The sequence below is a fragment of the Streptomyces sp. NPDC058052 genome, from assembly GCF_042885515.1.
Taxonomy (GTDB): domain Bacteria; phylum Actinomycetota; class Actinomycetes; order Streptomycetales; family Streptomycetaceae; genus Streptomyces.
Map to the genome: position 1 here is coordinate 83924 of NZ_JBHVRX010000028.1, position 24341 is coordinate 108264.

The window sequence follows — 24341 nt, forward strand, 5'->3', positions numbered from 1 at the left end:
CTCTGGACTATGGAGGAAGGTAGGGCCGGTTCCGGCCGGGGTCAACCGGTCGGTAACAAAGTGGTGTTACCGGGGGTCAGTGCTGATCGGTGGCGTCGCCTTCGGCGCCCTCCGGCTCGCGGCTCCCGACCCACTGCCAGAAGTCGACCATCATCCGCTCGTACCGGATGCCGAACTCCAGCGCCTCCCGCTGGCCGCGGGTCAGCAGCTCGCCCACCTCCCCGGCCAGCCCCTCGTACTCCTCCAGGGTGCGCCGGTGCTCCTCGGACTGGACGGGGGCGTGGACGCGGGGGCTCGCCCCGAACCAGAGCTTCAGGATGCCCCGTTCGCGGGCCTCGACCGGGACGAAGGAGGGGTCGGCGAGCCAGCCCCTGAGGGCCGCCGTGCCCTCTTCGGTGAGCCGCATCAGCCGCCGGTTGCGGCCGCCCTCCTGGCGCGCCTCCGACAGCAGTCCGGCCTGCAGGAGCCGGTCGCACTGGGCGTAGACCTGCGCGTGCGGCACGGACCAGAAGGGGGCGACGGTCCGCGCCGCCTCGACCTTGACGTCGTACGGGCTGGCCTCGCCCAGCTTGTCGATGATGCCGAGGACGAGGAAGGAGGGTGTGGTCAACCGGACTTCAGACATACGGCCGACCGTATCGCGGGCCCTCAGACGGGGTGCTCGGCCCGCGCGCGGGGTCCGGAGAGCAGCGGCGGGGCGGGCAGCGGCCGCAGGGCGGGCTCGGGGCGGAGCAGGTCGTCCAGGCCGGTGAGACGGACCAGGCGGAGGATCCACGGCTGGTCGCAGACGAGCTGCCAGTGCGCCCCGCGCGCGCGGGTGCTCCGGGCGCAGTGGGCGAGCAGACCGAGGCCGGTGGCGTCGCAGAAGCCGAGCGGACGGACGTCGACGGCGAGGGCGTCGGCCTCGCGGACGAGGGCGTCGAGTTCGGGTCGCAGGTGGCGGACGAGGACGAGGTCCAGTTCGCCGCTGAGGACGGCGACGGTCAGGGCGCCGGCCGAGCGGACGGCGAGGTGGGGGTCGTGACGGGGGATCAGCTGCATCGGACGCTCCACTGGGTGGGTCCAAGTGTCACGTCGAGCGTGGCCGCACATCCGGCGGGAGGGACGTTTCGCCTCGGCCTCAGTCACCTGATTCGGTGAATGCGCGGCCAAAGGTTTGCCGGACATTCCTGCGAGGGGGGCAGGGGCGCGGTTCCCGGGGACGGCCCGCCCCCTCGCCCCGGGGGCGGGCCGTCCCGCGTGGTCAGTCCGCGGCCGGGGCCCCGAACCAGCGCTCCAGGCGCTCCCGCAGCTCCGCCGGGTCGTCGCCGACCCAGACGACGTGGCCGTCCGGCCGCAGCAGCGCCGCCGGCACGTCCGGCGCGTCGCCGGCCCCGGTGACCCGCTCCACCCGGTCCTCCCAGCCCTCCGCCGAGAGCGCGCCGGTGCGGTCCAGGAGGAGTCCGCGCCCGCCGCGCGCCGCCTCGAAGAGGCGCCCCTCCTTCAGCGGCACGTCCCGCAGCCGCCGGCCGACCAGCGGGTGCTCGCCCTCCTCGGCGTAGCCGTAGCGGATGTCGATCGCGGTGAGCTTCCCGATCAGGTGCCGGTTGACCTCGTCGAAGTCCATCAGCTCCGCGAGCAGCCGGCGCACCGCCCGCGCCCCCGGCTCCTCGGACATCAGCTCCATCTGGGCGCGGGTGTTGTCGAGCACGTCGGCGGCGACCGGGTGGCGCTCGGAGTGGTACGTGTCGAGCAAGCCCTCCGGGGCCCATCCCGACACCTCGGCGGCGAGCTTCCAGCCGAGGTTGAAGGCGTCCTGCACACCGAGGTTGAGGCCCTGGCCGCCGGTCGGCGGGTGGATGTGGGCGGCGTCCCCGGCGAGCAGCACCCGGCCCTCGCGGTACCGCTCGGCCTGCCGGGTGCCGTCGCCGAAGCGGGACAGCCAGCGCGGCTCGTGGACCCCGAAGTCGGTTCCCCCGACGGCGGTCAGACGCTCCCTCAGCTCGTCGAACGTCGGCGCCGAGCGGTCGCCGGAGAGTCCGGCGGCGGGCACGACCACCCGGAAGAGCCCGTCCCCGAGCGGCATCACGCCGTACCGCGTCTGCGTTTTGCGGACCTCGGCCACCACGGGGACGACCTCCTCCCACGGGACCCCGATCCGCACCTCGGCGATCAGCGTCTCGTGCCGCGCGGGCAGCCCGGGGAAGCCGATCCCGGTGAGGGCGCGGACGGTGCTGCGGCCTCCGTCGCAGCCGACCAGCCAGCGGGCGCGCAGCCGGGCGCCGTCGGCGAGCTCCGCCGTCACGCCCTCCGCGTCCTGGTCGAGGCCGACCAGTTCCCGCCCGCGCCGGAGCTCCACGCCCAGCTCGCGGGCGTGCTCGTCGAGCAGCTCCTCGGTGACGTTCTGCGGGATGCCGAGGACGTAGGAGTGGGCGGTGTCCAGGCCCTCGGGCCAGCTGGTGCCGAGCCCGGCGAAGAAGCCGCCGACCCGGTACTGCCGGCCCCGGGCGAGGAAGCGGTCGAGGAGGCCGCGCTGGTCCATCACCTCGATGCTGCGGACGTGCAGCCCGAGCGCGCGGCTGTGCCCGCTGGGCTCCGCCGCCTTCTCCAGGACGATCGGCCGCAGGCCCCACAGGCGCAGCTCCGACGCGAGCACGAGCCCGGTCGGCCCGCCGCCGACCACGAGGACATCGGCATCGAACATGAACGTTCCCCCATCTGTCTGTGCTGTTCAGCCGCCGATTCTGCGGCACGGCCGGGGCCTTGCCGCAAGGCCCCCCGTGCGCTATACGTTGAAGAGGGCGAGGGACCGGTGGTTCCGCGCCCTTCGTCGTGTCCGGGTCCGGCGGCCTCGGCGGCGGGGTCAGCTCAGGTCGAGCCGCATGAGGATCCGGGGGTGTCCGGAGAGCACCGAGGTGGTGTCGGCGGCCTTCACGAAGCCGGCGCGTTCGAAGTTCTTCCGCAGCCCGGGATAGGCCATCGTCAGGTCCACGCGCGCCTCGCCGTTGTCCAGCGGGTACGCCTCGACCGCCGGCGCCCCGTGCGCGCGGGCGAACTCGACCGCGCCCGCGATCAGGGCGTGGCTGACGCCCTTCTTGCGGTGGCCCGGACGGACCCGGACGCACCAGAGCGACCAGACCGGCAGGTCGTCGACGTGCGGGATCTTCCGGTTGCGGGCGAAGGTGGTCTCGGAGCGGGGCGCCACGGCGGCCCAGCCGGCCGGTTCGCCGTCGTCGTAGGCGAGGACGCCCGGCGGGGGCTCCTGGGCGCACAGGCCGGCGACGTACTCGCCCCTGGCCGGCTCGCGCAGCTCGTTGTTGAGCTTGGACGGGATCCGGTAGCTCAGGCAGAAACACACGTTGGCCGTGGGCGACTTGGGGCCGATCACGGCACGGACGTCCTCGTAGACGGAGGCCGGGCGCACTTCGATGGTCATGCCTCCAGCCTGGCACGGGCGGCGCGGCCCGGCAGGCCGTACGGCGCCCTGCCGGGGACCGGCCCGGGACCGGCTCGCTCCGGCGGGTCCCGGGGAGACGGGGCTGCTCCGTACGGGGGAGGGCCGTTCCCGGTCAGATGCGCAGTTCGCGGGCCTCGAAGCGGCCCTCGCCGAGGACCAGGACGAAGGTGACCTGCTGGCCCTCGGAGAGGGAGCGGACGCCGCCCTCGACGTCGTCCGCCCGGAAGAAGACGGGTTCCTCGGATCCGACGGGCAGCACGAACCCGTAGCCGGCGCGGCGGTTGAAGGACTGCACGAATCCGGTGGTGCGGTTGTCCACGGCGACCTCCTTCGCTCCGGGCGCGCACGGCGCTCCCACCGGATACGTACCCCGTGGAGGACGTCCTCGCCAGCCGGGCCGGGGAGCGGCGGCGGATCAGAAGACGGAGAGGCCGGTGATGGTGGTGAAGCGGTCGAGGGCCGCGACCCCGGCGACCGAGTTGCCCCGCTCGTCGAGGCCGGGGCTCCACACACACAGGGTGCAGCGGCCGGGCACGACGGCGATGATCCCGCCGCCGACGCCGCTCTTGCCCGGCAGGCCCACGCGGTAGGCGAAGTCGCCGGCGGCGTCGTAGGTGCCGCAGGTGAGCATGACCGCGTTGATCTGCTTGGCCTGGCTGCGGGTGAGGAGCCGGCTGCCGTCGGCGCGGACGCCGTGCCGGGCGAGGAAGCCGGTGGCGACCGCGAGGTCGGCGCAGGACGCCTCGACCGAGCACTGCCGGAAGTACTCGCGCAGCAGGGTGGGGACGGGCGTGGTGATGTTGCCGTACGAGGCCATGAAGTGGGCGAGGGCGGCGTTGCGGTCGCCGTGCTCGGTCTCGGAGGCGGCCACGCCCCGGTCGAAGTCGAGGTCGTGGTTGCCGCTCTCGGCGCGCAGGAAGTCGCGCAGGCTGCCGGAGGCGTCGCCGGTGAGCCGGTGCAGCCGGTCGGTGACGACGAGCGCGCCGGCGTTGATGAACGGGTTGCGGGGGATGCCCCGCTCGTACTCCAGCTGCACGAGCGAGTTGAAGGGGTTGCCGGAGGGTTCGCGGCCCACGTGCTCCCACAGCTCGTCGCCCTCCTTGGCGAGGGCGAGGGCGAGGCTGAAGACCTTGGTGACGGACTGGGTGGAGAAGGGGCGCTGCCACTCCCCCACCCCGTATACGCTGCCGTCCACCTCGGCCACGGCCATCCCGAAGCTGCGGGGGTCGCCGGCCGCGAGCGCCGGGATGTAGTCGGCCGGGCGGCCCCGGCCGACCAGGCCCTCGATCTCCTCGGCGACGCGTTCGAGGACGGGCAGGAACGACTGCATCATGATCGCATTGTGCCGTTCCCGGCGGCCGGCCGGAGCGGTGGCCCGGCCGCGGCTCACCCGGCCCGGTGCACCTCCAGGGCCACCCGGACCGCCGACTCCAGGGCGCCCTCGATCCAGGCCGGCTTGACCGAGGTGTGGCAGCCGGCGAAGTGGAGGCGGCCCTCGGGGCCGCGGACGTGCGGGAAGAGCTCCGTGTGCTGGCCGGGGAGGAGGACGGACGCCTCGCCGTACGCGTACGGGTCGCGCATCCAGGACTGGGTGCGCCCGACGCCCGTGTAGAAGACCTCCACCCGCTGCCCGTACAGCTCCGCGAGTCCGGCCAGGGCGCGCGGGTAGCGCTCGGCGTCGTCGAAGGAGTCCCACTTGAGGGCGTCGTCGGCCCAGCTGTAGGAGGCGAGGAGGACCCCGCCCTCGCTGCCGTCCACCGGGTGCGAGGGCTGGTAGGCGAAGCGGTTGGGGTTGTCGGTGGCGGAGCCGCCGCCGATCACGCCGGCCGCCTCGGGCTGGTCGCGGGCGACCGGCCGGCAGGCGGCGTAGTGGGCGCGCTGCGCGGGGGTGATGTGGCCGCGCGGCACCGAGCGGTGGGAGCCGATCAGGGAGCCGTCGGTGGGGGTGCGGCCGAGGCGGTAGTCGGCGTGCAGTCCGGGGCGGATCGAGTCGAGCTCGCGGCGCCAGTCGTCCTCGTCGAACTCCCACCAGCGGCGGCTGAATTCGAGGAGGACCTTGGTGGCGGCGTCGTAGTGCAGCTCGGTGACGGCGCGGCGCTTGTGGTACGAGAACGGCGGGCTGACGGGGATGTGCCGCAGCCCGGAGAAGGGGACGGTGACGATCGCGAGGTCCGCGGTGAAGCTCTCGCGGACGACGGGGGCGCCGTCGCGGCCTTCCGAGACGGATGCGCATGGCGCCGGCCTCGGCGTACTGGCGGGGGTCGGCGAAGGGCTGGGCGGCGTTCTCGTGTCCGCCGGTGCGGAAGGTCTTGATCCGGCCGCCGACCCGGTTGGCGTTGGCCTCGACGACGGTGACCCGGTGGCCGGCGGCGCGCAGCAGATGGGCGGCGGTGAGCCCGGCGGGGCCCGCGCCGACGACGAGGACCCTCCTGGGCGGGCGGCCCGAGCGCGGCAGGCCGCTGTTCACCAGGATGTCGAGGTAGCGCGGGACCAGGGGCTCGTCGTCCTCGTCGCGGACGAGGACGGCCCGGGCGACCGTGAGGCAGGTGCGCCAGTCGGCGGAGGGCGCGGCGGCGGGTGCCCGTCCGGGCGCGGCGGCGGGAGCGACGGCGGCGGCCGGGCCGGAGGCGGCGGACGCGGGGACGGCGCCGGCGGCGGCGAGGGCGGCGGTCCCGGCGAGCACGGCGCGGCGGGCGGGAGCGGTCCCGTGCGGGACGTTCTGGGGGTTCTGGGGGTTCTGGGGGTTCTGGGGGTTCACGGGCGTCACTCTGGCGGCTCGCCGGCCGGTCATGATCACCGATCCGGTGAAGATCATCCGTAAACCACCCGGGCCCCGGAGTGTCATGATCATCCGGTTGACGCGCAGGTCCCGGTCCAGCAGCAGGGAGACGAACACCGTGCCCGACAGCCCTTCCGCATCCCCCGCCCCCGCCGCCCCGTTCCAGCTCCACCCGGGGGCCTCCGGCTCCCCGGTCCTGCTCCATGTCCCGCACTCCGCGCGGGAGATACCGGCCGGGGTGCGGTCCGGCATCGTGCTGGACGACGCGGCGCTCGGCCGCGAGCTCGACCACATCACCGACGCCCACACCGCGGAGATCGCCGCCCGCGCCGCCGCGTCCGCGGGGCAGGCGCCCTGGCGGTTCGTGAACGGGCTCTCCCGGCTCGTGGTGGACCCCGAGCGGTTCCCGGACGAGCGGGAGGAGATGCTCGCGAGCGGCATGGGCGCCGTCTACACCCGGACCACCCACGGAGAGGAGCTGCGGCCGGCCGGTTTCGACGGACGGCCTCTGGTGGAGCGGTACTTCGAGCCGTACGCGCGGGCGATGACCGACGCCGTGGCCGGCCGGCTCGCCGCGACCGGGCGGGCGGTGGTCGTCGACGTCCACTCGTACCCGACCCGCGCCCTGCCGTACGAGCTGCACGGCGGGGGCCCGAGGCCGCCCGTCTGCCTGGGCACGGACCCCTTCCACACCCCGGCCTGGCTGCTGGAGGCGGCCCGGGAGGCGTTCGCCGGGTTCGGCGGCACGGGGATCGACAGTCCCTTCGCGGGGACGTACGTGCCGCTGCGGCACTACGGGCGGGACCCGGAGGTCACCGCCCTGATGGTGGAGATCCGCCGGGACGTGTACATGGCGGAGCCGGGCGGGCCGGCCGGTCCCGGGCTCGGCGCCCTCGCGGACGCCCTGGCCGAGCTGGTCGACCGGGTGTCCGCGAGGACGCCGTGAACGTCGCCGTCCCCGGACGGTTCGGGCGACGACCTCGTACGTGAGGGTGTAGGCCGTCTCTTTCGGACGAGCCCGGCAGGATCCGAGGGAGACGGCCTGGAGTCGCCGCGCGCGGAGCGCGGAGCGCGGATCTCAGCCCGCGACGCGGGCCATCCACTCCTCCACCTCGGCGGAGGTGCGGGGCAGGCCGGCGGACAGGTTCTCGTGTCCCTCCTCGGTGACCAGCAGGTCGTCCTCGATACGGACGCCGATGCCGCGCCATTCGGCGGGCACGGTCAGGTCGTCGGGCTGGAAGTAGAGGCCCGGCTCGACGGTGAGGACCATGCCCGGGACGAGGTCGCCGTCGACGTACTCCTCGGTGCGCGCGGTGGCGCAGTCGTGCACGTCGAGACCGAGCATGTGGCCGGTTCCCGCCATGGTGAAGCGCCGCTGGAGGCCGAGCTCGTACGCCCGGTCCACCGGCCCCTCGATGAAGCCCCACTCCACCAGCCGCGCCGCGAGGTGGCGCTGGGCGGCCTCGTGGAAGGCGCGGTAGGGGGCGCCGGGCTTCACGGCGTCGAAGCCGGCCTGCTGGGCCTCGTAGACGGCGTCGTACACCTGCCGCTGGACGGGGGTGAAGGTGCCGCTGATGGGGAGGGTGCGGGTGACGTCGGCGGTGTAGAGGGAGTTCGTCTCCACGCCGGCGTCGAAGAGGAGCAGCTCGCCCGGGCGGACCGGGCCGTCGTTGGAGGTCCAGTGCATGATCGTGGCGTGGTCGCCGGCGGCGCAGATGGAGCCGTAGCCGACGGAGTTGCCCTCCAGTCGGGCGCGGCGGAAGAAGGTGCCCTCGATCCACCGCTCGGAGGTGGCGACGGCGGTGGACAGGTCGCCGATGGCGTCGGTGAAGCCGCGGACGGTGGAGTCGACGGCCTTGCGGAGCTCGCCGACCTCCCAGGCGTCCTTGACGAGGCGCAGCTCGCTGAGGGCGTCCTCCAGCTCGGTGTCCCGCTCCTCGTCGGTGGTGACGGCCGCCTCCAGGGCGGGGTCGACGCCGCGGACGATGCGGGTGGGCACGCCGGCGCCGGCGGCCAGCTCCCCGGCGGCCTCGCGGACGTCGCGGCAGGGCAGCCCGAGGACGGCCTCGGCCTCGGCGAGGGAGAGCCGGCGGCCCATCCACAGCTCGGCGGTGTAGCCGATCCAGAAGGTGTCGTCGTCGCGGCCGTCGCGGGGCAGCTGGTAGCAGTACGCGTCGTGGCCGCCCTCCGCGCGCGGCTCCAGGACGAGCGCGCAGTCGCGGGCCTGGTCGCCGGTCATGTGGACGTAGGCGGAGTGCGGGCGGAAGGGGTACGTGTCGTCGTTGGAGCGGACCTTGAGGTTGCCGGACGGGATCACCAGGCGCTCGCCGGGGAAGAGCGCGGAGAGCGCGGCCCGGCGGGCGGCGGCGTACGGCGCCTGCTCGGCGAGCTGCAGGTCGTGCCGCTCGGTGTCGGCCCAGCCGGTTCGCATCAGCGCGGACAGCTCCGGGGAGATGCCGTCGTACAGGCCGTTCTTGCGACCCTTCGCCACGTCGTGCTCCTTCGTCGTGTGTGCCTGGGGAACCGCCGGTCGTCGGCGGCTCACGGACCGTAGCCCGCCGCGGGGCGCCGCGGGGCGCGGGAGTGCCAGTGGCACGGATCGGACACCGGGCGGCGCGGTCCCGGCCAGAATGGGTGCCATGGCGAACGCGAAACTGGGCGAGGCCCTGCGGCTCCTGGGCCTCGGCGGACCGGCGGCGCGGCTGTACCACGCGCTCCTGGAGCGGGCTCCCGCGCCGCTGGCGGAGGTGGGGGCGGCGGCCGGGCTCGACGGGCCGGCGCTGGCGGAGGCGTACGGGGAGCTGGTCGACGCGGGGCTCGCGAGCCCCGCGTCGGAGGACGGCGACACGGTGGCGCCGGTGCCGCCGGCGGCGGGACTGGAGATCCTCGGCCGGCACCGGGCCGCGGAGCTGGACGAGTCCCGGATCACCGTGGGCGGCGCGTTCGAGTCGTTCCGGCGGCAGCGGCTGGCCGCGTACAACGACGATCTGGTGGAGGTGGTGACCGGGGAGGCGATCGGGCCCCGGATGCGGCAGGCGTGGGCGAGCGCGCGGCAGCAGATCCGGCAGATGGACTCGCCGCCGTACTTCCCGATCCCCGGCTCGACCGAGGACGCACTCGCGACGCTGGCCCGGGGCGTCACCCAGCGGGTGATCTACTCGCGGGCCTCGCTGGAGCAGCCGGGGCACCTGGAGGAGTCGATCGAGCCGGTGATCGCGGCGGGCGAGCAGGCCCGGGTGCTGCCCGCCGTCCCCGTGAAGCTGGTGCTGATCGACGACGCCTACGCGCTGGTCTCGCTGTCGATCAAGGAGGCCGACGTGCACAACACGATGCTGGTGGTGCAGCCGTGCGGACTGCTCTCGGCGCTGGTGGCGCTCTTCGAGCAGTCCTGGCGGGACGCGCTGCCCTTCCACGGCCGCACCGCGCTCCCGGGCGGGCTCCAGCCGGCCGACCGGCGGCTGCTGTGGCTGCTCGCCGGGGGTGCGGCGGACGAGGTGATCGCCCGGGAGATCGGCGTCAGCCGCCGCACCCTCTTCCGCCGCGTCCAGGTCCTGATGGCCCGGCTGGGCGCGACCAACCGCTTCCAGCTGGCGCTCCAGGCCCAGCGGCACGGCTGGCTGTGAGCCCGTCCGTCACCCCTCGGTGAGGTGCTTGCGCAGGAAGGTGTACATCAGGGCCTTGTTGCGGGCGGCCTGCGCGTTGTCGGTGGCGCCGGCGTGCCCGCCGCCGGTGTTCTCGTGGAAGAGCACCGGGTGGCCCAGCTCGCGGAGCCGCGCCGCCGCCTTGCGCGCGTGGCCGGGGTGGACCCGGTCGTCGCGGGTGGAGGTGGTGAGCAGCACGGGCGGGTAGGCGGCGCCGGGGTCGAGCCGGTGGTACGGGGAGAGCTCCCGCAGGTGCGGCAGGTCGGCCTCGTCGTCGGGGTCGCCGTACTCGGCGATCCAGGAGGCGCCGGCGAGCAGCTTGTGGAAGCGGACCATGTCGAGCAGCGGCACCTGGCAGACGATCGCGCCGAACAGCTCCGGGTACCGGGTGAGCATGGCGCCCATGAGGAGGCCGCCGTTGCTGCCGCCGGCGGCGCCGAGCGTCGCCGGGGTGGTGATGCCGCGGGCGACGAGGTCCCGGGCGACGGCCGCGAAGTCCTCGAACGCCTTGTGCCGGCGGGCGCCGAGCGCGGCCTGGTGCCAGCCGGGGCCGTACTCGCCGCCGCCGCGGATGTTGGCGATGACGTAGGTGCCGCCGGTCTCCAGCCAGCCGCGGCCGGTGAGGGCCGCGTAGGAGGGGGTGAGGGAGACCTCGAAGCCGCCGTAGCCGTAGAGCAGGGTGGGGCCGGGGGCCCGGGAGCGGTCGGGGCCGATGACGAAGTACGGGACGCGGGTCCCGTCGTCGGAGACGGCGAAGGACTGCTCGACGGAGAGGCCGGAGGTGTCGAAACGGGCCGGCGCCTGGCGCAGGATCTCGCTGTCGCCGCCGATGGTGCCGCGGGTGAGGGTGGACGCCTGGAGGAAGCCGGAGACGTCGAGGAAGTACTCGTCGGAGACGTCCGGGTCGGTGTCGGTGACGGCGACCGCGGAGAGCGCGGGCACGTCGGCGAGCGGGGCCCGCGACCAGCCGCCCTCCTCGCGCGGGGTGAGCACCTCGATGCGGGTGCTGACGTCCCGCATGGTCTCCAGGATCAGGTGGTGCCGGGTCCAGGAGTGTCCGGCGAGGGCGGTCCGCTCGTCGGGGGTGAAGAGGGCCTCGGCGGTGCGGTCGCCGGCCAGGAAGGCGTCGAAGCCGAAGGCGAGGAGGGCGCCCGCGGGGTGCCCGAGCCAGGGCGACTTGAGGGTGACGATCAGATGCCGGCGGTGGGCGTAGACCTCGGCGTCCTCCGGGACCTCGATCCGGACGAGCCGGTCGTCGTCGGTGAGGAGGTGGGTCTCGCTGCGGAAGAAGTCGAGGGAGCGGCCGACGAAGGCGCGCTCGTGGCCGGGGGTGTCGTCGTGCCACGCCCAGGCGGAGACGTCGGCGGCCTCGCCCTCGAAGACGGTGGGCGCCCCGGCGAGCGGGGTGCCGCGCCGCCAGCGGCGGACGGTGCGCGGGTAGCCGGCGTCGGTGAGCGAGCCGGGGCCGTGGTCGGTGCCGACGAAGACGGTGTCGGCGTCGATCCAGCCGATGCTGGTCTTGGCCTCGGGCACGGTGAAGCCGTCCTCGACGAAGGCGCCGGACGCCAGGTCGAACTCGCGGACGACGACGGCGTCGCCGCCGTCCCGGGAGAGGGAGACCAGCGCCCGGTCGTGGGCGGGGCGCCGCACCCGGGCCCCGGCCCACACCCACTTCTCGCCCTCGGCCTCGGCGAGCGCGTCGACGTCGAGGAGCGTCTCCCACTCGGGGGCGTCCTTGCGGTACTGCTCCAGCGTGGTGCGCCGCCACAGGCCCCGTACGTGCTCTGCGTCCTGCCAGAAGTTGTAGAGGTGGGGGCCTCGGCGGGTGGTGTACGGGATGCGGTCGACGGCGTCGAGCACCTCGCGCAGGCGGTCGGCGAAGGCGTCGAAGCCGGGCCCGGCGGCGAGCTCGGCCTCCGTCTCCGCGTTCCGCTCGGCCACCCAGGCGAGGGCCTCCTCGCCGTCGACGTCTTCCAGCCACAGGTACGGGTCGTCATGGTTCACGCGGGCCATTGTCCCCCGTGCGGGGGCGGTGGCGGGGAGGGTCAGTCGGCGACGAGCTTGTGGACCACCTTCCCGCTCTGGTCGACGGCGAGGTAGCCGGTGGCGGAGTAGTCGTTGGTCCGGTAGACGAGCAGGGTGGGGCGGTCCTCGTTGAAGGTCCAGCGCTGGACGACCAGGTACCGCAGGGCGGGTTCCTCGACCTTGAGCTCGCGGTCGGCGCGCTTCGCCAGGGCCGGCAGGTCGTCCCAGGGCATGCGGGCGGCGTCGAAGGGCTGCTCGTCGGCATCGGAGGCGCTGATGGTGCCGCCGATGCCCTGACGGCCGACCTGGCCGTCCCGGTACTGGTAGCGGTCGTAGGTCTTGGCGCCCGGCTTGGTCGGGATCTCGGCGATGGCGTACGCGTCGTAGACGTACATCGACTTGAAGGTGGAGGTGCCGGTGGCCTCCTCGAAGGCGGCGACGGCGGTGCGGACGCCGGAGGGGGTGAGGAGGGAGCCGCCGGTGGCGGGGGTCCCGGACGGCGTGACGGGGGCGCCGGTGGTGGTGCCGGGGGTACGGGGGGCGGTGGTGCCGCCCTTCGCGTCAGGGGTCCTGGTGCCGTTCCCGTTGCTCCCGTTGGTCCCGCCGTTCCCGCCGTTCCCTCCGAGGGGGAGGAGCTGCGAGAGGGCGAGGGCGAGGAGCCCGGCGGAGACGGCGAGGGCCCCGGCCACGGTCGTGATCCGGCGGCGCCGGGAGGGGGCGGCGGCCCGGCCCGCCGCGACGGCCGGCGGCGCGGGTGGCCGGTGGGCGGGGTGGGCGTACGGGTGGGGCGGGCCGGGCGCGTACGACGCCGGGGACGGGATCGGCGGGCCGAAGCCCGCGGGGACGGAGTCGGCGGGGGTGCGGGGATCGAAGGAGCCGGCCGGTGCCTCCGTCCCGGCCCCGGTCCCGGCCCCGGTCCCGGCCCCGGTCCCGGCCGCGGCCTCGGCCTCGGCGAGCAGCCGGTCGAGGAGCGCGCCGTCCGGGCGCAGGGCCGGGTCGCGGACGAGGAGCCGGGTGAGGACGGGCGTGAGGGCGCCGGAGCGGACCGGCGGCGGGATCGGGTCGTCGAGGACGGCGACGACGGTGGCGAGGCTGGTGGCGCGGCGCAGCGGGTGGTGGCCCTCGGTCGCCACGTACAGGAGCATGCCGAGGGACCATAGGTCGGAGGCCGGGTTGCCCTCCTCGCCGCGCACCCGCTCGGGGGCGATGAACTCGGCGGAGCCGATGAGGTCGCCGGAGGCGGTGAGCCGGGAGGTCGCCTCGTCGAGGACGGCGATGCCGAAGTCGGTGAGGACGGCGCCGCCCTCGGCGCGCAGCAGCACGTTGGCGGGCTTGACGTCGCGGTGCTGGATGCCGGCGGCGTGGGCGGCGCGCAGGGCGCCGAGGACCTGCCGGCCGAGGGCGATCGCCTCGGGGACGGACATCGGCCCGGCGGCGAGCCGGTCGGCGACCGAGTTGCCCTCGACCAGTTCCATGACGATCCACGGGGCGGAGCCGTCGGCGGGCTCGACGATGTGGTGGACCGTCACGACGTGCGGGTGCGAGAGACGGGCGAGGGCGCGGGCCTCGCGGACCGCCCTGGCCCGCGTCTGGGCCGTGAGGCCGGGGTGGGCCGCCTCGGCGGCGGGGTCGGGCGGACGGACCTCCTTGAGGGCGACGTCCCGGTCGAGGGCGATGTCGCGGGCCCGCCAGACGGTGCCCATGCCGCCGCTGCCGAGCCGGGAGACCAGCCGGAACCGTCCGTCGACGAGGGGTCTGCCGTCGTCGTCACTCGTGCTCATGACCGGTCATCGTAGGCGGCCCGGCCGACAGCCGGGGTCCGGGCGGCGCACCGCCCGGACCGGCGGGGTCAGGGCTTCATCTCGTACGCGCCGGAGAGGGCCTCGACGCGGGCCCAGACGCGGGCGGTGCGGGCCTCGTCGACGACGGGGCGGCGGACCGCGCCGAGCGCCCAGGTCTGCTGCGCCTCGGTGGCGGAGTCCTTGCCGTGGAGCTCGACGGCGTACCCGGAGAAGTCCCGGACGAGGACGGCGAAGAGCTCGTCGAGGACGTCGTCGTCGAGACCGGTGAGGGCGGCCTGCTCCAGGACGAGCTGGGCGTGGACGACGAGCGCGAAGAGCTGCCCGACGGCGAGGAGCAGGTCCAGGTCGCGGCTCTGGGCCTCGTCGGGGGCGGCGGTGCGGACGAAGTCGCAGAGGGCGTCGGCCTGTTCGCGGAGGCGGGCGACGTTCGGGAGCCGGTCGTACGCGTCGAAGGCCGGCCGCCAGTCGTGGAAGCGGACCGAGCCGAGGCCGCGGGCCGGGCCCTGGCGGAAGAGGAAGGCGTCGTCGGCCGCGTCCAGGCGGGTCGGGACGGGCTCGTACGCGACCGGGTCGAGGAGGTGGTTGCGCATGAACTTGAGGATCAGCGCCAGGTTGACGTGGACGGTGCCCTCCAGCTTCGGCAGGCCCCGGATCTCCACGGCCGCCTCGGCGAAGTAGTTGTCCTTCTCGAAGCCCTTGGCGGCGATGACGTCCCACATCAGGTCGATGACCTTCTCGCCCTCCGTGGTCACCTTCATCTTCGTCATCGGGTTGAAGAGGAGGTAGCGGCGGTCCTCGGGACCGGCGGTGCGGAAGTAGTCGACGGCCCGGTCGCTGAAGAGCTTCATGCCGACCAGCCGGACGTACGCGTCGGTCAGCTCGCGCCGCACGTGCGGGAAGGCGGTGACGGGGCGGCCGTAGAGGATCCGGTTCTGCGCGTGGGTGACGGCCTCGTACATCGCGTGCTCGCAGATGCCGATGGAGGCGGTGCAGAGGTTGAACTTGCCGACGTTGACGGTGTTGAGGGCGGCGTCGAAGGCGGCGCGGCCGGTGTGCAGCACGTCCCCGGCGGCGACCGGGTACTCCTCCAGGCGGAACTCGCTGACGAACTTCGAGGAGTCGACGACGTTCTTGACCAGGTGGTAGGCCGGGTGGCGGCTGTCGGCGGCGAAGAAGACGTAGCCGTCGGGGCCCTCGACGTCGGTGCGGCGGCCGAAGACGGAGACGAGGCCGGCGGCGTTGCCGTTGCCGATGTAGTACTTGGAGCCGGTGGCGCGGAAGCCGCCGTCGCCGTCCGGGGTGAGCAGCATGTCGGTGGAGTAGATGTCGGCGCCGTGCGTCTTCTCGGAGAGGCCGAAGGCGAACACCTCGCCCTGGTCGAGGAGTTCGGCGGCGCGGGCGCGGGCGGCGGCGTTGCCGCTCTGCCAGACCGGGCCGAGGCCGAGGATGGTGACCTGCCAGGCGTACCAGTAGTCGAGCCCGTAGAAGCCGAGGATCTCGTTGAGGGCGGCGATGCGGGCGGTGTCCCACCGCTTGTCGGGGTGGTCGCCGGCCTCGCCGGCGGGGGTCAGGAAGGCGGCGAACAGCCCTTCCTTCGCGGCGAAGGCGAGGAAGTCGCCGAGCCAGGCGCGGGTGCGGTAGTCCTCGATGATCCGGCGCTTGCCGCGCTCCTCGAACCAGTCGACGGTGGCGCGCAGCAGCCTGCGGGTCTCCGGGTCGAAGTGCGCGGGGTCGTAGGTGCGGGGGTTGAACAGCAGCGCGTCGGCCATGGGGGTACCGCCTTGGGGGATCGAGGGGTGGGTGAGGGTGGGTCGGGGTGCGTCGGGTGCGTCGGGGCGTCTCGGGGTGGGTGCCGGCGCGGTGTCTCGGGATGGGTGCCGGCGGGGCGGGTTCCGGAGGTCTCAGAACCGGCGCAGGGTGGCGAGGACGTCGTCGAGCCAGGCGATCATCATGCGTTCGTACGCGATGCCGCCGCGCAGCACGGCGTGCTGGAGCTCGCGCTCGGCGTCGGGCGGGGTGCCCGTCCCCGGCGGCCCGTCCGCCGCGGGCCGCGCGGGGAAGTCCCGGGCCTCGCCCGCGAGGTAGTGGTCGAGGCGGTCCGCGTGCGCCCGCCGGTGCCGCTCGACCTCGCCGACCAGACCCGCGGGGTCGTCGAAGGCGGCTCCCCGGATCTTCACGGCGAGGTCGTGCCGGACGCTCTCGGGCTCGATCGGCTCGTGCAGCCAGGAGCTGAGCGCCGCGTGCCCGAGGTCGGCGACGGAGTACTCCTTCTTGTCCGGCCGCCCCTGCTGGGGCACCTCGCGGGCGGCGACCCAGCCGTCGTTCTCCATCCGCTTGAGCACGCGGTAGATCTGCTGGTGGGTGGCGGTCCAGAAGTAGCCGATGGACCGCTCGAACCGCCGGGCCAGTTCGTATCCGGACCCCGGCTTCTCCAGCAGGGACACGAGGATCGCGTGTTCGAGCGCCATGCCCCGATCCTGCTATGCAACTGGTTGCATAGCAAGGCGGGCGTGCGCCGATGAGACGCGCCTCACCCCTCGGAGGACGCGCCTCGCGGCACGGGGCACCCGCCCGTCAGGCCGACTGGAACACCGGGGCCAGCACCTCCGTCAGGCGCCGCTTCAGCGCCTCGGCGTGCGGCGGGCGGACGGGGACGGCGGCGTCGCCGGTCCGGACCCCGGTGTCGGCGAGGAGGTACAGCATCCGCAGCGTGCGCATGGCGTTGGAGGTGTGCGCGGCCGTGGTGGGGAGGCCGCGCCGCCCGGCGGCGAAGTCCGACGCGAGCGCGTCCAGCCAGCCGACGGCGTCGGCCTCGGAGAGCTCCGGCCGGGTGAGCGTGCGGGCGACGCCCTGCGCGAGCCGGTCGTCCTCCTGCTGGCCGAAGAGCGCGTCGGTCGGGGCCACGAGCCGTGCGGCCGCCAGGGCGAGCATCTCCCTCGGATCGACGTCCGGGTGGAGTCCGAAGGTGCCCAGCAGGTCCGCGCCGTGCGCGACGGCGTGGAGCCAGCCGAGCCGGGCGTCGTAGCCGCGCAGGTCGGTCTCGGCCGGGTACCAGCGACGGAAGGCGGCGAGCCAGGCCGGGTCGAAGTCGCCGCGGCCGACGATCATGTCGAGCACGAGCGGGGCGAAGGTCCGTGCCTGGACCTCGGGGTCGTCGAACCGGTCGGCCATCACGGCGCCCAGCCGGGCACGCAGCGGCCCGTCGATGACGTCCCGCTGGATCCAGGTCCGCAGCACCACGTAGGGGGCGCCGTCACGGAGGTCCGGGTCGGGGTGGCGGAGGGCCTCGGCCAGTTCGGCGGCGAGGTCCGGCAGTTCGGCCGCCGCCGGGGCGGGGCAGTCGTTCTCGTAGAGGTACAGCCAGCGGGCCGCGTCGATGGGCGGCCTGAAGTCGATCTCGGTCACCGCGCCACCCTCGGGGACGCCCCCGGACATGGCAACCGGTTATCGGACGGACGCGGACGCCGAGGGCGGGGAGGGCCGGAACGGCGAGGGCGGGGAGGCCGGAGCGGCGAGGGCGGGGAGGGCCGGAACGGCGAGGGCGGGGAGGCCGGAACGGCGAGGAGGCGACGAGGCCGGCCCGGGGGCGCGGGGCGGGGAGCGCGCCGACCGCCCGTCGGTGGCCCTCACCACGCTCGCCCCATGACGGCTCATCTGGCCGAGGACGCGTGGGACGCGTCCTGGTACGCCGGCCGGACCGGTCGGGTGGCTAGGTCCCTTCTTCCGAAAGCCCGTCCGCCCCGCGTTCGCCCGCGCTGACCAGGCCCGTCTCGTAGGCGGCGATGACGGCCTGGGCGCGGTCGCGGAGGCCGAGCTTGGCGAGGATGCGGGCGACGTGGGTCTTGACGGTCGCCTCGGCGAGGTGGAGGCGGGCGGCGAGTTCCGCGTTGCTGAGTCCTCGCGCCAGCAGCCCGAGCACCTCCAGCTCGCGCGGGGTGAGCGAGGCGAGGTCGCGGTGGAGGGCGACGGTGTCGTCGCCGCGCCGGGTGAAGCGCTGCACGAGCCGGCGGGTGATGGCGGGCGCGAGGAGGGCGTCGCCGGTGCGCACCGTGCGGACGGCGGCGGCCAGGTGCTCAGGGGTGACGTCCTTGAGCAGGAAGCCGCTGGCCCCGGCGGACAGGGCCGCGTAGACGTACCGGTCGAGGTCGAAGGTGGTCAGGATGATGACGCGGGGTTCGTCCGGGCCGCCGGAGAGGATCCGGCGGGTGGCCTCCAGGCCGTCCATCTCCGGCATCCGGATGTCCATCAGGACCACGTCGGGCCGGGTGCGGCGGACCGCCTCGACGGCCTCCGCCCCGTTGGTCGCCTCGGCGACGACGTCGATGCCGTCGGCACCGAGGATCATCCGGAATCCGGTGCGGACCAGGGTCTGGTCGTCGGCGAGGACCACACGCGGCGGCGGCTCGGTCACGGTGCCTCCAGGGGGATCAGGGCCTCCACACGGTAGCCGCCCCCGGGATCGCGCCCGGCGGTCAGCGTGCCGTCGTAGACGGCGAGCCGCTCGCGCAGGCCGATCAGGCCCCGGCCGTCGCCGGTGGCCGCGCCCGGGCCCGGGCGGCCGCCGGTGTCGGCGACCTCCACCCGGAGCCGTTCCCGGCCGTACTCGACGGTCACGGCGGCGGTCGCGCCGGCCGCGTGCTTCACCGCGTTGGTCAGCGCCTCCTGCACCACCCGGTAGGCGGCGAGCCCGATGCCGGAGGGGAGTTCGCGGGGCGTGCCGGTCACGGTCAGGCCGACCGGCAGTCCGGCGTCCCGCACCCGTCCGACGAGGGCGTCCAGCTGCTCCAGGCCCGGCTGGGGGGCGAGGTCCTCCGGCGCGTCGCCGGGGTCCGCGTCCCCGTCCCGCCGCTCGTCCCCGTCGGCCATGGTGAGCAGCCCCATGACGTGGCGCAGTTCGGTCATGGCCGACCGGCCGCTCGCCTCGACGGCGAGCAACGCCTCGCCGGCCTGCTCGGGCGAGGTCCGCATGACGGTGCGGGCCGCGCCCGCCTGGATGATCATGACGCTGACGTTGTGGGTGACGACGTCGTGGAGTTCCCGGGCGATCCTGGCCCGCTCGTGCTCGACCGCCCGCCGCAGCGCCTCGGCCTGTTCGCGCTCCAGGGCGGAGATCCGGGTGCGGCTCTCGTCGGTCCGCAGCTTCCAGGTGCGCAGTCCGACGGCGGCCATGGCCATCGGGACCAGGATGAGCAGGGCGATGTACTCGTTGGGGACGATCGGTGTCACCGAGTTCCCCGACGTGCCGACGAGGACGACCGACACCGGCAGCGCCGCCAGGGTCGCCCCGCGGTACGGGCTGTACACGGCGGCGCTGTAGACGGCGAGGACGAAGGCGTAGAAGGTCAGCCGGAGCACGCTCTGCGGGGTGGCCAGGGTCGCCGCCGTCACGACGCACAGCACGGCGAGCGGGTAGCGGCGGCGCAGGGCGAGGGCGCCCGAGGCGACGACCGCGAGCGACACCATCCAGGCGCCGCCGGCGAGTCCGTCCGGCCGCGCCAGGACGTGCACCACGCCGGGCGGGCTCTCGCGCAGTACGACGACCCCGATGTTGTCAAGGCCGTAGTGGACGGTGACGACGCCGAACACCAGCGCCAGCAGGACGTCGGAATGCCAGGCGCGCCGGCTGAGCCGCGGCGCCGGTCCGGCCGGGACCGTCACGTCGAGGACCGCCCCGCGGGCCAGGTCCCGCAGCCGCGCCGCCGTCGTACGCACGTTCATCACCGGCTCATTGTCGCGGTCGCCCGGTCCGAGGGAATCCGTCTCCGAGGCGGGTTCCGGGAGGACGCGTACACCGGTCGCCTACATCGCGGGGATGACGTCCCGGCACGTCGTCCCGACGCGGTACGGGAAGGGGTCCGGGCGGCCGACGCGCGCCGGCGGGCCGGACTCCTAGCGTTCACGCCGCCGATCCCTCCCCCGTACCCGAGGAGCCCTCCCATGACCGCACCGGTGATCGAACTGCGCGGGGTGACCCGCCGCTACGACGACGGGCCGCCGGCCCTGAGCGACGTGTCGCTGACCGTGACGCCCGGCGAGGCCGTCGCGGTCCTCGGTCCGTCCGGCAGCGGCAAGTCGACGCTGCTGCACCTGATCGCGGGCCTGGACCGGCCCGACGCGGGGACCGTCACCGTCGACGGGGTCCGGGTCGACCGGCTGGGCGAGGCCGGAGCGGCGCTGCACCGGCGGGCGAGGATCGGCATGGTCTTCCAGTTCTTCCACCTGCTCGACGATCTGACCGTCACCGAGAACGTCGTGCTGCCCGCCCGTCTCGCGGGCACCGGGCGGGGCGCGGCCGAGCGGCGGGCGGCGGAGCTGCTGGAGCGCCTCGGCATCGGCCGGCACGCCCGCGCCCTGCCCGGACGGCTGTCCGGCGGTGAACGCCAGCGCGTCGCGGTGGCCCGGGCGCTGATGAACCGGCCGGCGCTGCTCCTGGCCGACGAGCCGACCGGGGCGCTGGACACGGCCGCCGGGGAGGACGTCAGCGGGCTGCTCTCCGCGCTCCACGCCGAGGGGCAGACCCTCGTCGTCGTCACCCACGACCTGGCCCTGGCCCGGTCCTGCACGGACCGCACGGTGCGGATCGCGGACGGCCGGATCACCGGGGACGTCCGGTCGCGGGCGGGCGACCCGGAGGACGCCGGCCAGGTCGCGGCGCCGCGGACCGGGGACGCCGGGGACGGCCGGGCCGGGGACGCCGGGGACGGCCGGGCCGGGCGCCCGTCGCCGTCCGCCGGGCTCCTTCCGTCGCGGGCCGACGCCGCCGGGGAGGTCCGGTGAGCGCGCTCGGCCGGGTGGTGCGCTCGGGGGTGCGGCGGCGCCGGGTGCAGACGCTGGTGATCGGGCTCGCCACGACGATGGCGGTGGCCGCGTCCGTGCTGGCCGGCTCGCTGCTCGTGGTCTCCGGCGCTCCCTTCCGCGACGCCTTCGCCCGGCAGAACGGCACCCATCTGTCCGTGGAGTTCGACGCGGGCAGGGTGACGGCCGGGCAGGTGGAGCGGTCCCGGGAGGCGTCGGGAGTGAGCGCGGCGGCCGGGCCGTTCCGTACGGCGACGGTCACCCCGCGGGCGGGCGAGGCCGGTCCCGGGTGGCCGGTGACCGTGGCCGGGCGGCCCGGTCCCGGCCGGGAGGTGGACGCGGTGGCGCTGCTCGACGGGCGGTGGCCCACGGGACCCGGCGAGATCGCGCTGTCCGCCGACTCCCCCCTCTTCCCGAGGCCGGGCCTGCGCATCGACGTTCCCGGCCCGTCGGGCGACACGGCGCTGACCGTCGTCGGAGTGGCCCGTTCGGTCACCCGGACCGCCGACGCGTGGGTGGTGCCGGAGCAGATGGCGGCGCTGACCCCGCCCGGCGGCGGCGGGTTCCAGATGCTCTACCGCTTCGCCGACGCGACCACCGGCGAACGGGTCGCGGCGGGCGGGAAGGCGGTGACGGCGGACCTGCCGGCCGGGGCCGTCACCGGCGAGCGGTCGTGGCTGACCGTCGCGGAGGACGCCGAGCGCGACACCGCCCTCTACGTCCCGTTCCTCGTCGCGTTCGGCGCCCTGGACCTGGTCATGTCCGTGCTCGTCGTCGGCAACGTCGTCGCGTCGGCGGTGGGCACGGGGACGCGCCGCATCGGCGTCCTGAAGGCCGTCGGCTTCACACCGGCCCAGGTCGTCCGGGCGTACGTGGGCCAGGCGCTGGTCCCGGCCGCCGTCGGTACGGCCGCCGGCGTGCTCGCCGGCCATCTCCTCGCGGTGCCGGTGCTGGCCGAGGCCGAGGAGGTGTACGGCACCACCTCGCTGGCCGTCGCCCCCTCGGTGGACCTGGCGGTGGCCGGCGGGGTGCTCGCCCTGGTGGCGGCGACCGCGTGGGCGAGCGCCCGGCGGGCGGGCCGGCTGCGCACGGTCGACGCGCTCGCCGTCGGCCGGGCCGCCCCGGCGGGGCGCGGCGGACGGGCGGCCCGCCTGGCCGGGCGGCTGCCGCTGCCGCAGCCGGTCGCGCTGGGCCTGACGCGGCCGTTCGCCCGGCCGGTCCGCGCGCTGGCGATGGGCACGGCGGTGCTGTTCGGCGCGATCGCCGTCACCTTCACGGTGGGGATGAGCGCCTCGCTCGGCGAGGTGATGCGGGCCAAGGCCCACGACGTGGCGGACGTGACCGTGCCGGAGCCGCTGCCGGACTTCGGACCGCCGGGGTCAGGGGCCGGGCGGGAGGAGCGCCCGCCCGCCGATCCCGCCGCCGTCGCCGCCGCGGTGCGCGCGGCGACCGGCACCGGGAGGCACTACGGCGCCACGACGGTACGGGCGACGCTGGCCGGTTCGACCGGTGTCGTCGACGTGGTCGCGTTCACCGGCGACGCCTCCTGGGGCGGCTACACGATGGTCTCGGGCCGGTGGTTCGAGCGGCCCGGCGAGGCCGTGGTCCCGACACCGTTCCTGGCCGCCACCGGCACCCGCGTCGGCGACACCGTCACGGTGAGCGGCCTGGCCCGGCCGGTCACGGTCCGGATCGTCGGCGAGGTCCTCGACCCCCGCAACGACGGCATGCAGGTCTTCACCGACATCGCGACCGTCGCCCCCGCGCGGCCCGACCTGACGCCGACGAGCCACCACGTCGCGGTCGCCCCGGGCACCGACGTGTCCGCCTACGTCGCGGCCCTGAACGACGCGCTGGAGCCGCTGGGGGCCCGCGCCCAGGCCGGCGGCCTCCGTACCGGCGGCGACATGGTCGTCACCCTGAACGCGCTGTCCGCGCTGCTGACCCTGATCCTCGTCGCCGTCGCCGCGCTCGGCGTCCTCAACGGCGTGCTGCTCGACACCCGCGAGCGGGTCCGGGAGATCGGTGTCCACAAGGCGCTCGGCATGACCCCCCGTCAGACCGTGGCGATGGTCCTCACCTCGGTCGCCCTCACCGGGGCGGCCGCCGGCGCCCTGGGCGTACCGCTCGGGGTGGCCCTGCACGGCCGGGTGGTGCCGGCGATGGCGGAGAGCGCGGGCCTGCGTCTCCCCGCCTCCGTCCTCGACGTGTACGGCGCGGCGGAACTCCTCCCACTGGCCCTGGGCGGCCTGCTGATCGCCGCCCTCGGCGCCCTCCTGCCCGCCGGCTGGGCCGCCCGGACCCGCACGGCGACGGCCCTGCGCACCGAGTAGCCGGCCCGGGGGGCGGGGCGGTGGCGCGTAGGGTGGCGGGTGCAGCTGGTTCGCCCCGTCCGCCAGGCGGGAGCGTCGTAAGAGGGAACCCGGTGGAAGTCCGGGACTGCCCCGCAGCGGTGAGCGGGAACGACCGCCGTCATACGCACTGGGTCCGGCGAGGGCCCGGGAAGCGACGGCCAGTAGGTGTCCATCCGGTCCGGTGGACGTGCCCGCGAGTCCGAAGACCTGCCCGCTGTCCGCGCGCCGGCGACCCGTCGCGCGGTGCAGCCCTGCCGCGACTCGCGAAGGAGAGTTGACGTGGCCGACCGTGCCGTCTCCGCATCCGCCCGCCCCGCCAAGACCCCGGACGACTCCCGGGTGGTGCTCGCCCACATCATGAGCGAGCACGACACCAACCTGTACGGCACCATCCACGGCGGCGTGATGATGAAGCTCATCGACGACGCCGCCGCTGCCGCCGCCGGCCGTCACGCCGACGGGCCCGCCGTGACGGTGTCGGTCGACCGGATGACGTTCCTCGCCCCGGTCCGGACCGGGGACCTGCTCAGCGTGGAGGCCGGCCTCGAACGGGCCGGGCGGACCTCCATGACCGTCGGCGTCCGGGTCACCGCCGAACGCTGGAACAGCTCCGGCCCCGCCACCGAGGTCGCCACCGCCTTCCTCACCTTCGTCGCGATCGACTCCGGCGGTGCGCCCAGCCCGGTGCCCGCGCTCCGCGTGGACCACGCCGGCCTGTCCTGAGCCGGCGCGCCCGCGGCGCCGCTCGGCGGGCGGCGGCCGCGGCGGTCAGGACTCCTCGGTCGCGGCCCCGCCGGAGGTCGCGGCCCCGCCGGAGGGGGACGGCGCCGTCCTCCTCCGGCGGTACAGCACCACGCCGCACACGACGAGGAGGAGGACGGCCACCGCGGCCACCCCGAGCGCCGTCCGTTCGGCGAACAGCGCTCCCAGCGCGTGGAGCGCGCCGATGCCGACGGTCGCGTAGATCAGCGCCCAGGCCGCTCCGCCCACGAACAGGGCGGGCAGGTAGCGGGTCAGCGGCATGCGCATGCTGCCGGCGAGGAAGTTGGCGGCGGTCTGGAAACCGACGGTCAGGAAGGAGACGGCCACCACCGGCGCGCCCCACCGCTGGATCGCCCGTTCGACCCGCTGGAACTTGGCGGAGGAGATCCGCCCGGCGAACCTGCTGCGCCTGGCTCCGGCGGCGGCGAGCCACCCGACGGCGAACGTCCCGCCGGCCCGGAGCAGCACGATGACGTACAGGGTTCCGGCCGTGAGCGCGACCTTACCCACGGCGCCTCGTCCCGGGCGCCGGACCGAGGCCCGCGCCTCCCGTCACCCGCCGCGCGCGTCCCGCGACCGCGGGCCCGCGACGGATCCAAGCCCGGTCTCCGTGTCTCACCTGCGCTCCGCCTCCGCCCGATCCGTCCCCTGCGCGTCCCACCGTAGCGGCACGGGGCCCCGGACCTGCCGCCGAGGCCGGTTCGTCCGGGACCGTCAGGGTATCCGAACGCACGTACGGCGGAGGGG

At 75.1% G+C, this 24341-nt stretch carries 20 protein-coding genes, 1 pseudogene and 1 riboswitch; of the genes and pseudogenes, 5 read left to right on the forward strand and 16 right to left on the reverse strand.

Going from position 1 to position 24341, the window contains the following annotated elements; genetic code table 11:
* Positions 1-76: 76 nt before the first annotated feature.
* From ACFVU3_RS30600 to ACFVU3_RS30630, 7 genes and pseudogenes are all read right to left on the reverse strand, one after another.
* A complete protein-coding gene (locus ACFVU3_RS30600) occupies positions 77-625 on the reverse strand; it encodes a PadR family transcriptional regulator (protein WP_390071291.1) in 549 nt (182 codons plus the stop codon).
* A gap of 23 nt (positions 626-648) precedes the next feature.
* On the reverse strand, positions 649-1041 hold the full coding sequence (locus ACFVU3_RS30605; protein ID WP_390071293.1) for an STAS domain-containing protein: 393 nt from the start codon (positions 1039-1041) through the stop codon (positions 649-651).
* Between the two features lie 202 nt (positions 1042-1243).
* Positions 1244-2683 carry a rifampin monooxygenase gene (gene rox, locus ACFVU3_RS30610; RefSeq protein ID WP_390071295.1) on the reverse strand — a complete coding sequence of 480 codons (1440 nt, stop codon included), beginning with the start codon at positions 2681-2683 and terminating at the stop codon, positions 1244-1246.
* 159 nt (positions 2684-2842) lie between these two features.
* Entirely contained in the window at positions 2843-3415 is a 573-nt protein-coding gene (locus tag ACFVU3_RS30615; RefSeq protein WP_390071297.1) for a GNAT family N-acetyltransferase, read from the reverse strand.
* A 133-nt stretch (positions 3416-3548) separates the two neighbouring features.
* Positions 3549-3755, reverse strand: a complete 207-nt coding sequence (locus tag ACFVU3_RS30620; protein WP_390071298.1) for a cold-shock protein — start codon at positions 3753-3755, stop codon at positions 3549-3551.
* Between the two features lie 96 nt (positions 3756-3851).
* Positions 3852-4769, reverse strand: coding sequence for a glutaminase (locus ACFVU3_RS30625; protein ID WP_390071299.1), 918 nt, complete (start codon positions 4767-4769; stop codon positions 3852-3854).
* Positions 4770-4822: 53 nt separating this feature from the next.
* Positions 4823-6119, reverse strand: a pseudogene (locus ACFVU3_RS30630) (flavin monoamine oxidase family protein).
* A 214-nt stretch (positions 6120-6333) separates the two neighbouring features.
* Between ACFVU3_RS30630 and ACFVU3_RS30635 the strand changes: the two are divergent.
* Positions 6334-7161 carry an N-formylglutamate amidohydrolase gene (locus ACFVU3_RS30635; RefSeq protein WP_390071300.1) on the forward strand — a complete coding sequence of 276 codons (828 nt, stop codon included), beginning with the start codon at positions 6334-6336 and terminating at the stop codon, positions 7159-7161.
* A 132-nt stretch (positions 7162-7293) separates the two neighbouring features.
* On the opposite strand, the gene ACFVU3_RS30640 is transcribed toward ACFVU3_RS30635, so the two are convergent.
* Positions 7294-8706: an aminopeptidase P family protein gene (locus tag ACFVU3_RS30640; protein WP_390071301.1), complete on the reverse strand. Its 1413-nt coding sequence runs from the start codon at positions 8704-8706 to the stop codon at positions 7294-7296.
* A 148-nt stretch (positions 8707-8854) separates the two neighbouring features.
* Here ACFVU3_RS30640 and ACFVU3_RS30645 point away from each other — a divergent pair, with 148 nt between their 5' ends.
* Positions 8855-9838 carry a LuxR family transcriptional regulator gene (locus ACFVU3_RS30645; protein WP_390071302.1) on the forward strand — a complete coding sequence of 328 codons (984 nt, stop codon included), beginning with the start codon at positions 8855-8857 and terminating at the stop codon, positions 9836-9838.
* A 9-nt stretch (positions 9839-9847) separates the two neighbouring features.
* Here the strand turns inward: ACFVU3_RS30645 and ACFVU3_RS30650 are convergent, their stop codons facing one another.
* The 7 genes from ACFVU3_RS30650 to ACFVU3_RS30680 all read right to left on the reverse strand — a co-directional run bounded on the left by ACFVU3_RS30650 (position 9848) and on the right by ACFVU3_RS30680 (position 19401).
* Positions 9848-11869 carry a prolyl oligopeptidase family protein gene (locus ACFVU3_RS30650; protein WP_390071303.1) on the reverse strand — a complete coding sequence of 674 codons (2022 nt, stop codon included), beginning with the start codon at positions 11867-11869 and terminating at the stop codon, positions 9848-9850.
* 32 nt (positions 11870-11901) lie between these two features.
* A complete protein-coding gene (locus tag ACFVU3_RS30655) occupies positions 11902-13662 on the reverse strand; it encodes a serine/threonine-protein kinase (RefSeq protein ID WP_390071305.1) in 1761 nt (586 codons plus the stop codon).
* A 68-nt stretch (positions 13663-13730) separates the two neighbouring features.
* Positions 13731-15452, reverse strand: a complete 1722-nt coding sequence (locus tag ACFVU3_RS30660) for an acyl-CoA dehydrogenase family protein (RefSeq protein WP_390071307.1) — start codon at positions 15450-15452, stop codon at positions 13731-13733.
* Positions 15453-15584: 132 nt separating this feature from the next.
* Positions 15585-16151 (reverse strand): PadR family transcriptional regulator, encoded by a 567-nt coding sequence (locus tag ACFVU3_RS30665; protein WP_390071309.1) that lies wholly within the window; start codon positions 16149-16151, stop codon positions 15585-15587.
* Positions 16152-16257: 106 nt separating this feature from the next.
* On the reverse strand, positions 16258-17088 hold the full coding sequence (locus ACFVU3_RS30670; protein WP_390071310.1) for a DUF2785 domain-containing protein: 831 nt from the start codon (positions 17086-17088) through the stop codon (positions 16258-16260).
* 304 nt (positions 17089-17392) lie between these two features.
* Positions 17393-18094, reverse strand: a complete 702-nt coding sequence (locus ACFVU3_RS30675) for a response regulator (RefSeq protein ID WP_390071312.1) — start codon at positions 18092-18094, stop codon at positions 17393-17395.
* Complete coding sequence (locus ACFVU3_RS30680; RefSeq protein WP_390071314.1) at positions 18091-19401, reverse strand: sensor histidine kinase; 1311 nt, start codon at positions 19399-19401, stop codon at positions 18091-18093. Before ACFVU3_RS30680 ends, ACFVU3_RS30675 begins: the two co-directional genes overlap by 4 nt.
* Positions 19402-19620: 219 nt before the next feature.
* Here ACFVU3_RS30680 and ACFVU3_RS30685 point away from each other — a divergent pair, with 219 nt between their 5' ends.
* From ACFVU3_RS30685 to ACFVU3_RS30695, 3 genes are all read left to right on the forward strand, one after another.
* Positions 19621-20460, forward strand: a complete 840-nt coding sequence (locus ACFVU3_RS30685) for an ABC transporter ATP-binding protein (protein ID WP_390071316.1) — start codon at positions 19621-19623, stop codon at positions 20458-20460.
* On the forward strand, positions 20457-22811 hold the full coding sequence (locus ACFVU3_RS30690) for an ABC transporter permease (RefSeq protein WP_390071318.1): 2355 nt from the start codon (positions 20457-20459) through the stop codon (positions 22809-22811). Before ACFVU3_RS30685 ends, ACFVU3_RS30690 begins: the two co-directional genes overlap by 4 nt.
* 78 nt (positions 22812-22889) lie before the next feature.
* Positions 22890-23041, forward strand: a riboswitch (cobalamin riboswitch).
* A gap of 70 nt (positions 23042-23111) precedes the next feature.
* Positions 23112-23555 carry an acyl-CoA thioesterase gene (locus tag ACFVU3_RS30695; protein WP_390071320.1) on the forward strand — a complete coding sequence of 148 codons (444 nt, stop codon included), beginning with the start codon at positions 23112-23114 and terminating at the stop codon, positions 23553-23555.
* 45 nt (positions 23556-23600) lie between these two features.
* On the opposite strand, the gene ACFVU3_RS30700 is transcribed toward ACFVU3_RS30695, so the two are convergent.
* On the reverse strand, positions 23601-24104 hold the full coding sequence (locus tag ACFVU3_RS30700; RefSeq protein ID WP_390071322.1) for a DedA family protein: 504 nt from the start codon (positions 24102-24104) through the stop codon (positions 23601-23603).
* Between the last annotated feature and the right edge of the window lie 237 nt (positions 24105-24341).

Excerpts from the sequence above, each read along its gene's own strand:
- ACFVU3_RS30600 (WP_390071291.1), bottom strand. The coding sequence starts at position 625 with ATGTCTGAAGTCCGGTTGACCACACCCTCCTTCCTCGTCCTCGGCATC.
- ACFVU3_RS30605 (WP_390071293.1), bottom strand. The coding sequence starts at position 1,041 with ATGCAGCTGATCCCCCGTCACGACCCCCACCTCGCCGTCCGCTCGGCC.
- rox (WP_390071295.1), bottom strand. The coding sequence starts at position 2,683 with ATGTTCGATGCCGATGTCCTCGTGGTCGGCGGCGGGCCGACCGGGCTC.
- ACFVU3_RS30615 (WP_390071297.1), bottom strand. The coding sequence starts at position 3,415 with ATGACCATCGAAGTGCGCCCGGCCTCCGTCTACGAGGACGTCCGTGCC.
- ACFVU3_RS30625 (WP_390071299.1), bottom strand. The coding sequence starts at position 4,769 with ATGATGCAGTCGTTCCTGCCCGTCCTCGAACGCGTCGCCGAGGAGATC.
- ACFVU3_RS30645 (WP_390071302.1), top strand. The coding sequence starts at position 8,855 with ATGGCGAACGCGAAACTGGGCGAGGCCCTGCGGCTCCTGGGCCTCGGC.
- ACFVU3_RS30650 (WP_390071303.1), bottom strand. The coding sequence starts at position 11,869 with ATGGCCCGCGTGAACCATGACGACCCGTACCTGTGGCTGGAAGACGTC.
- ACFVU3_RS30655 (WP_390071305.1), bottom strand. The coding sequence starts at position 13,662 with ATGAGCACGAGTGACGACGACGGCAGACCCCTCGTCGACGGACGGTTC.
- ACFVU3_RS30660 (WP_390071307.1), bottom strand. The coding sequence starts at position 15,452 with ATGGCCGACGCGCTGCTGTTCAACCCCCGCACCTACGACCCCGCGCAC.
- ACFVU3_RS30665 (WP_390071309.1), bottom strand. The coding sequence starts at position 16,151 with ATGGCGCTCGAACACGCGATCCTCGTGTCCCTGCTGGAGAAGCCGGGG.
- ACFVU3_RS30680 (WP_390071314.1), bottom strand. The coding sequence starts at position 19,401 with ATGAACGTGCGTACGACGGCGGCGCGGCTGCGGGACCTGGCCCGCGGG.
- ACFVU3_RS30685 (WP_390071316.1), top strand. The coding sequence starts at position 19,621 with ATGACCGCACCGGTGATCGAACTGCGCGGGGTGACCCGCCGCTACGAC.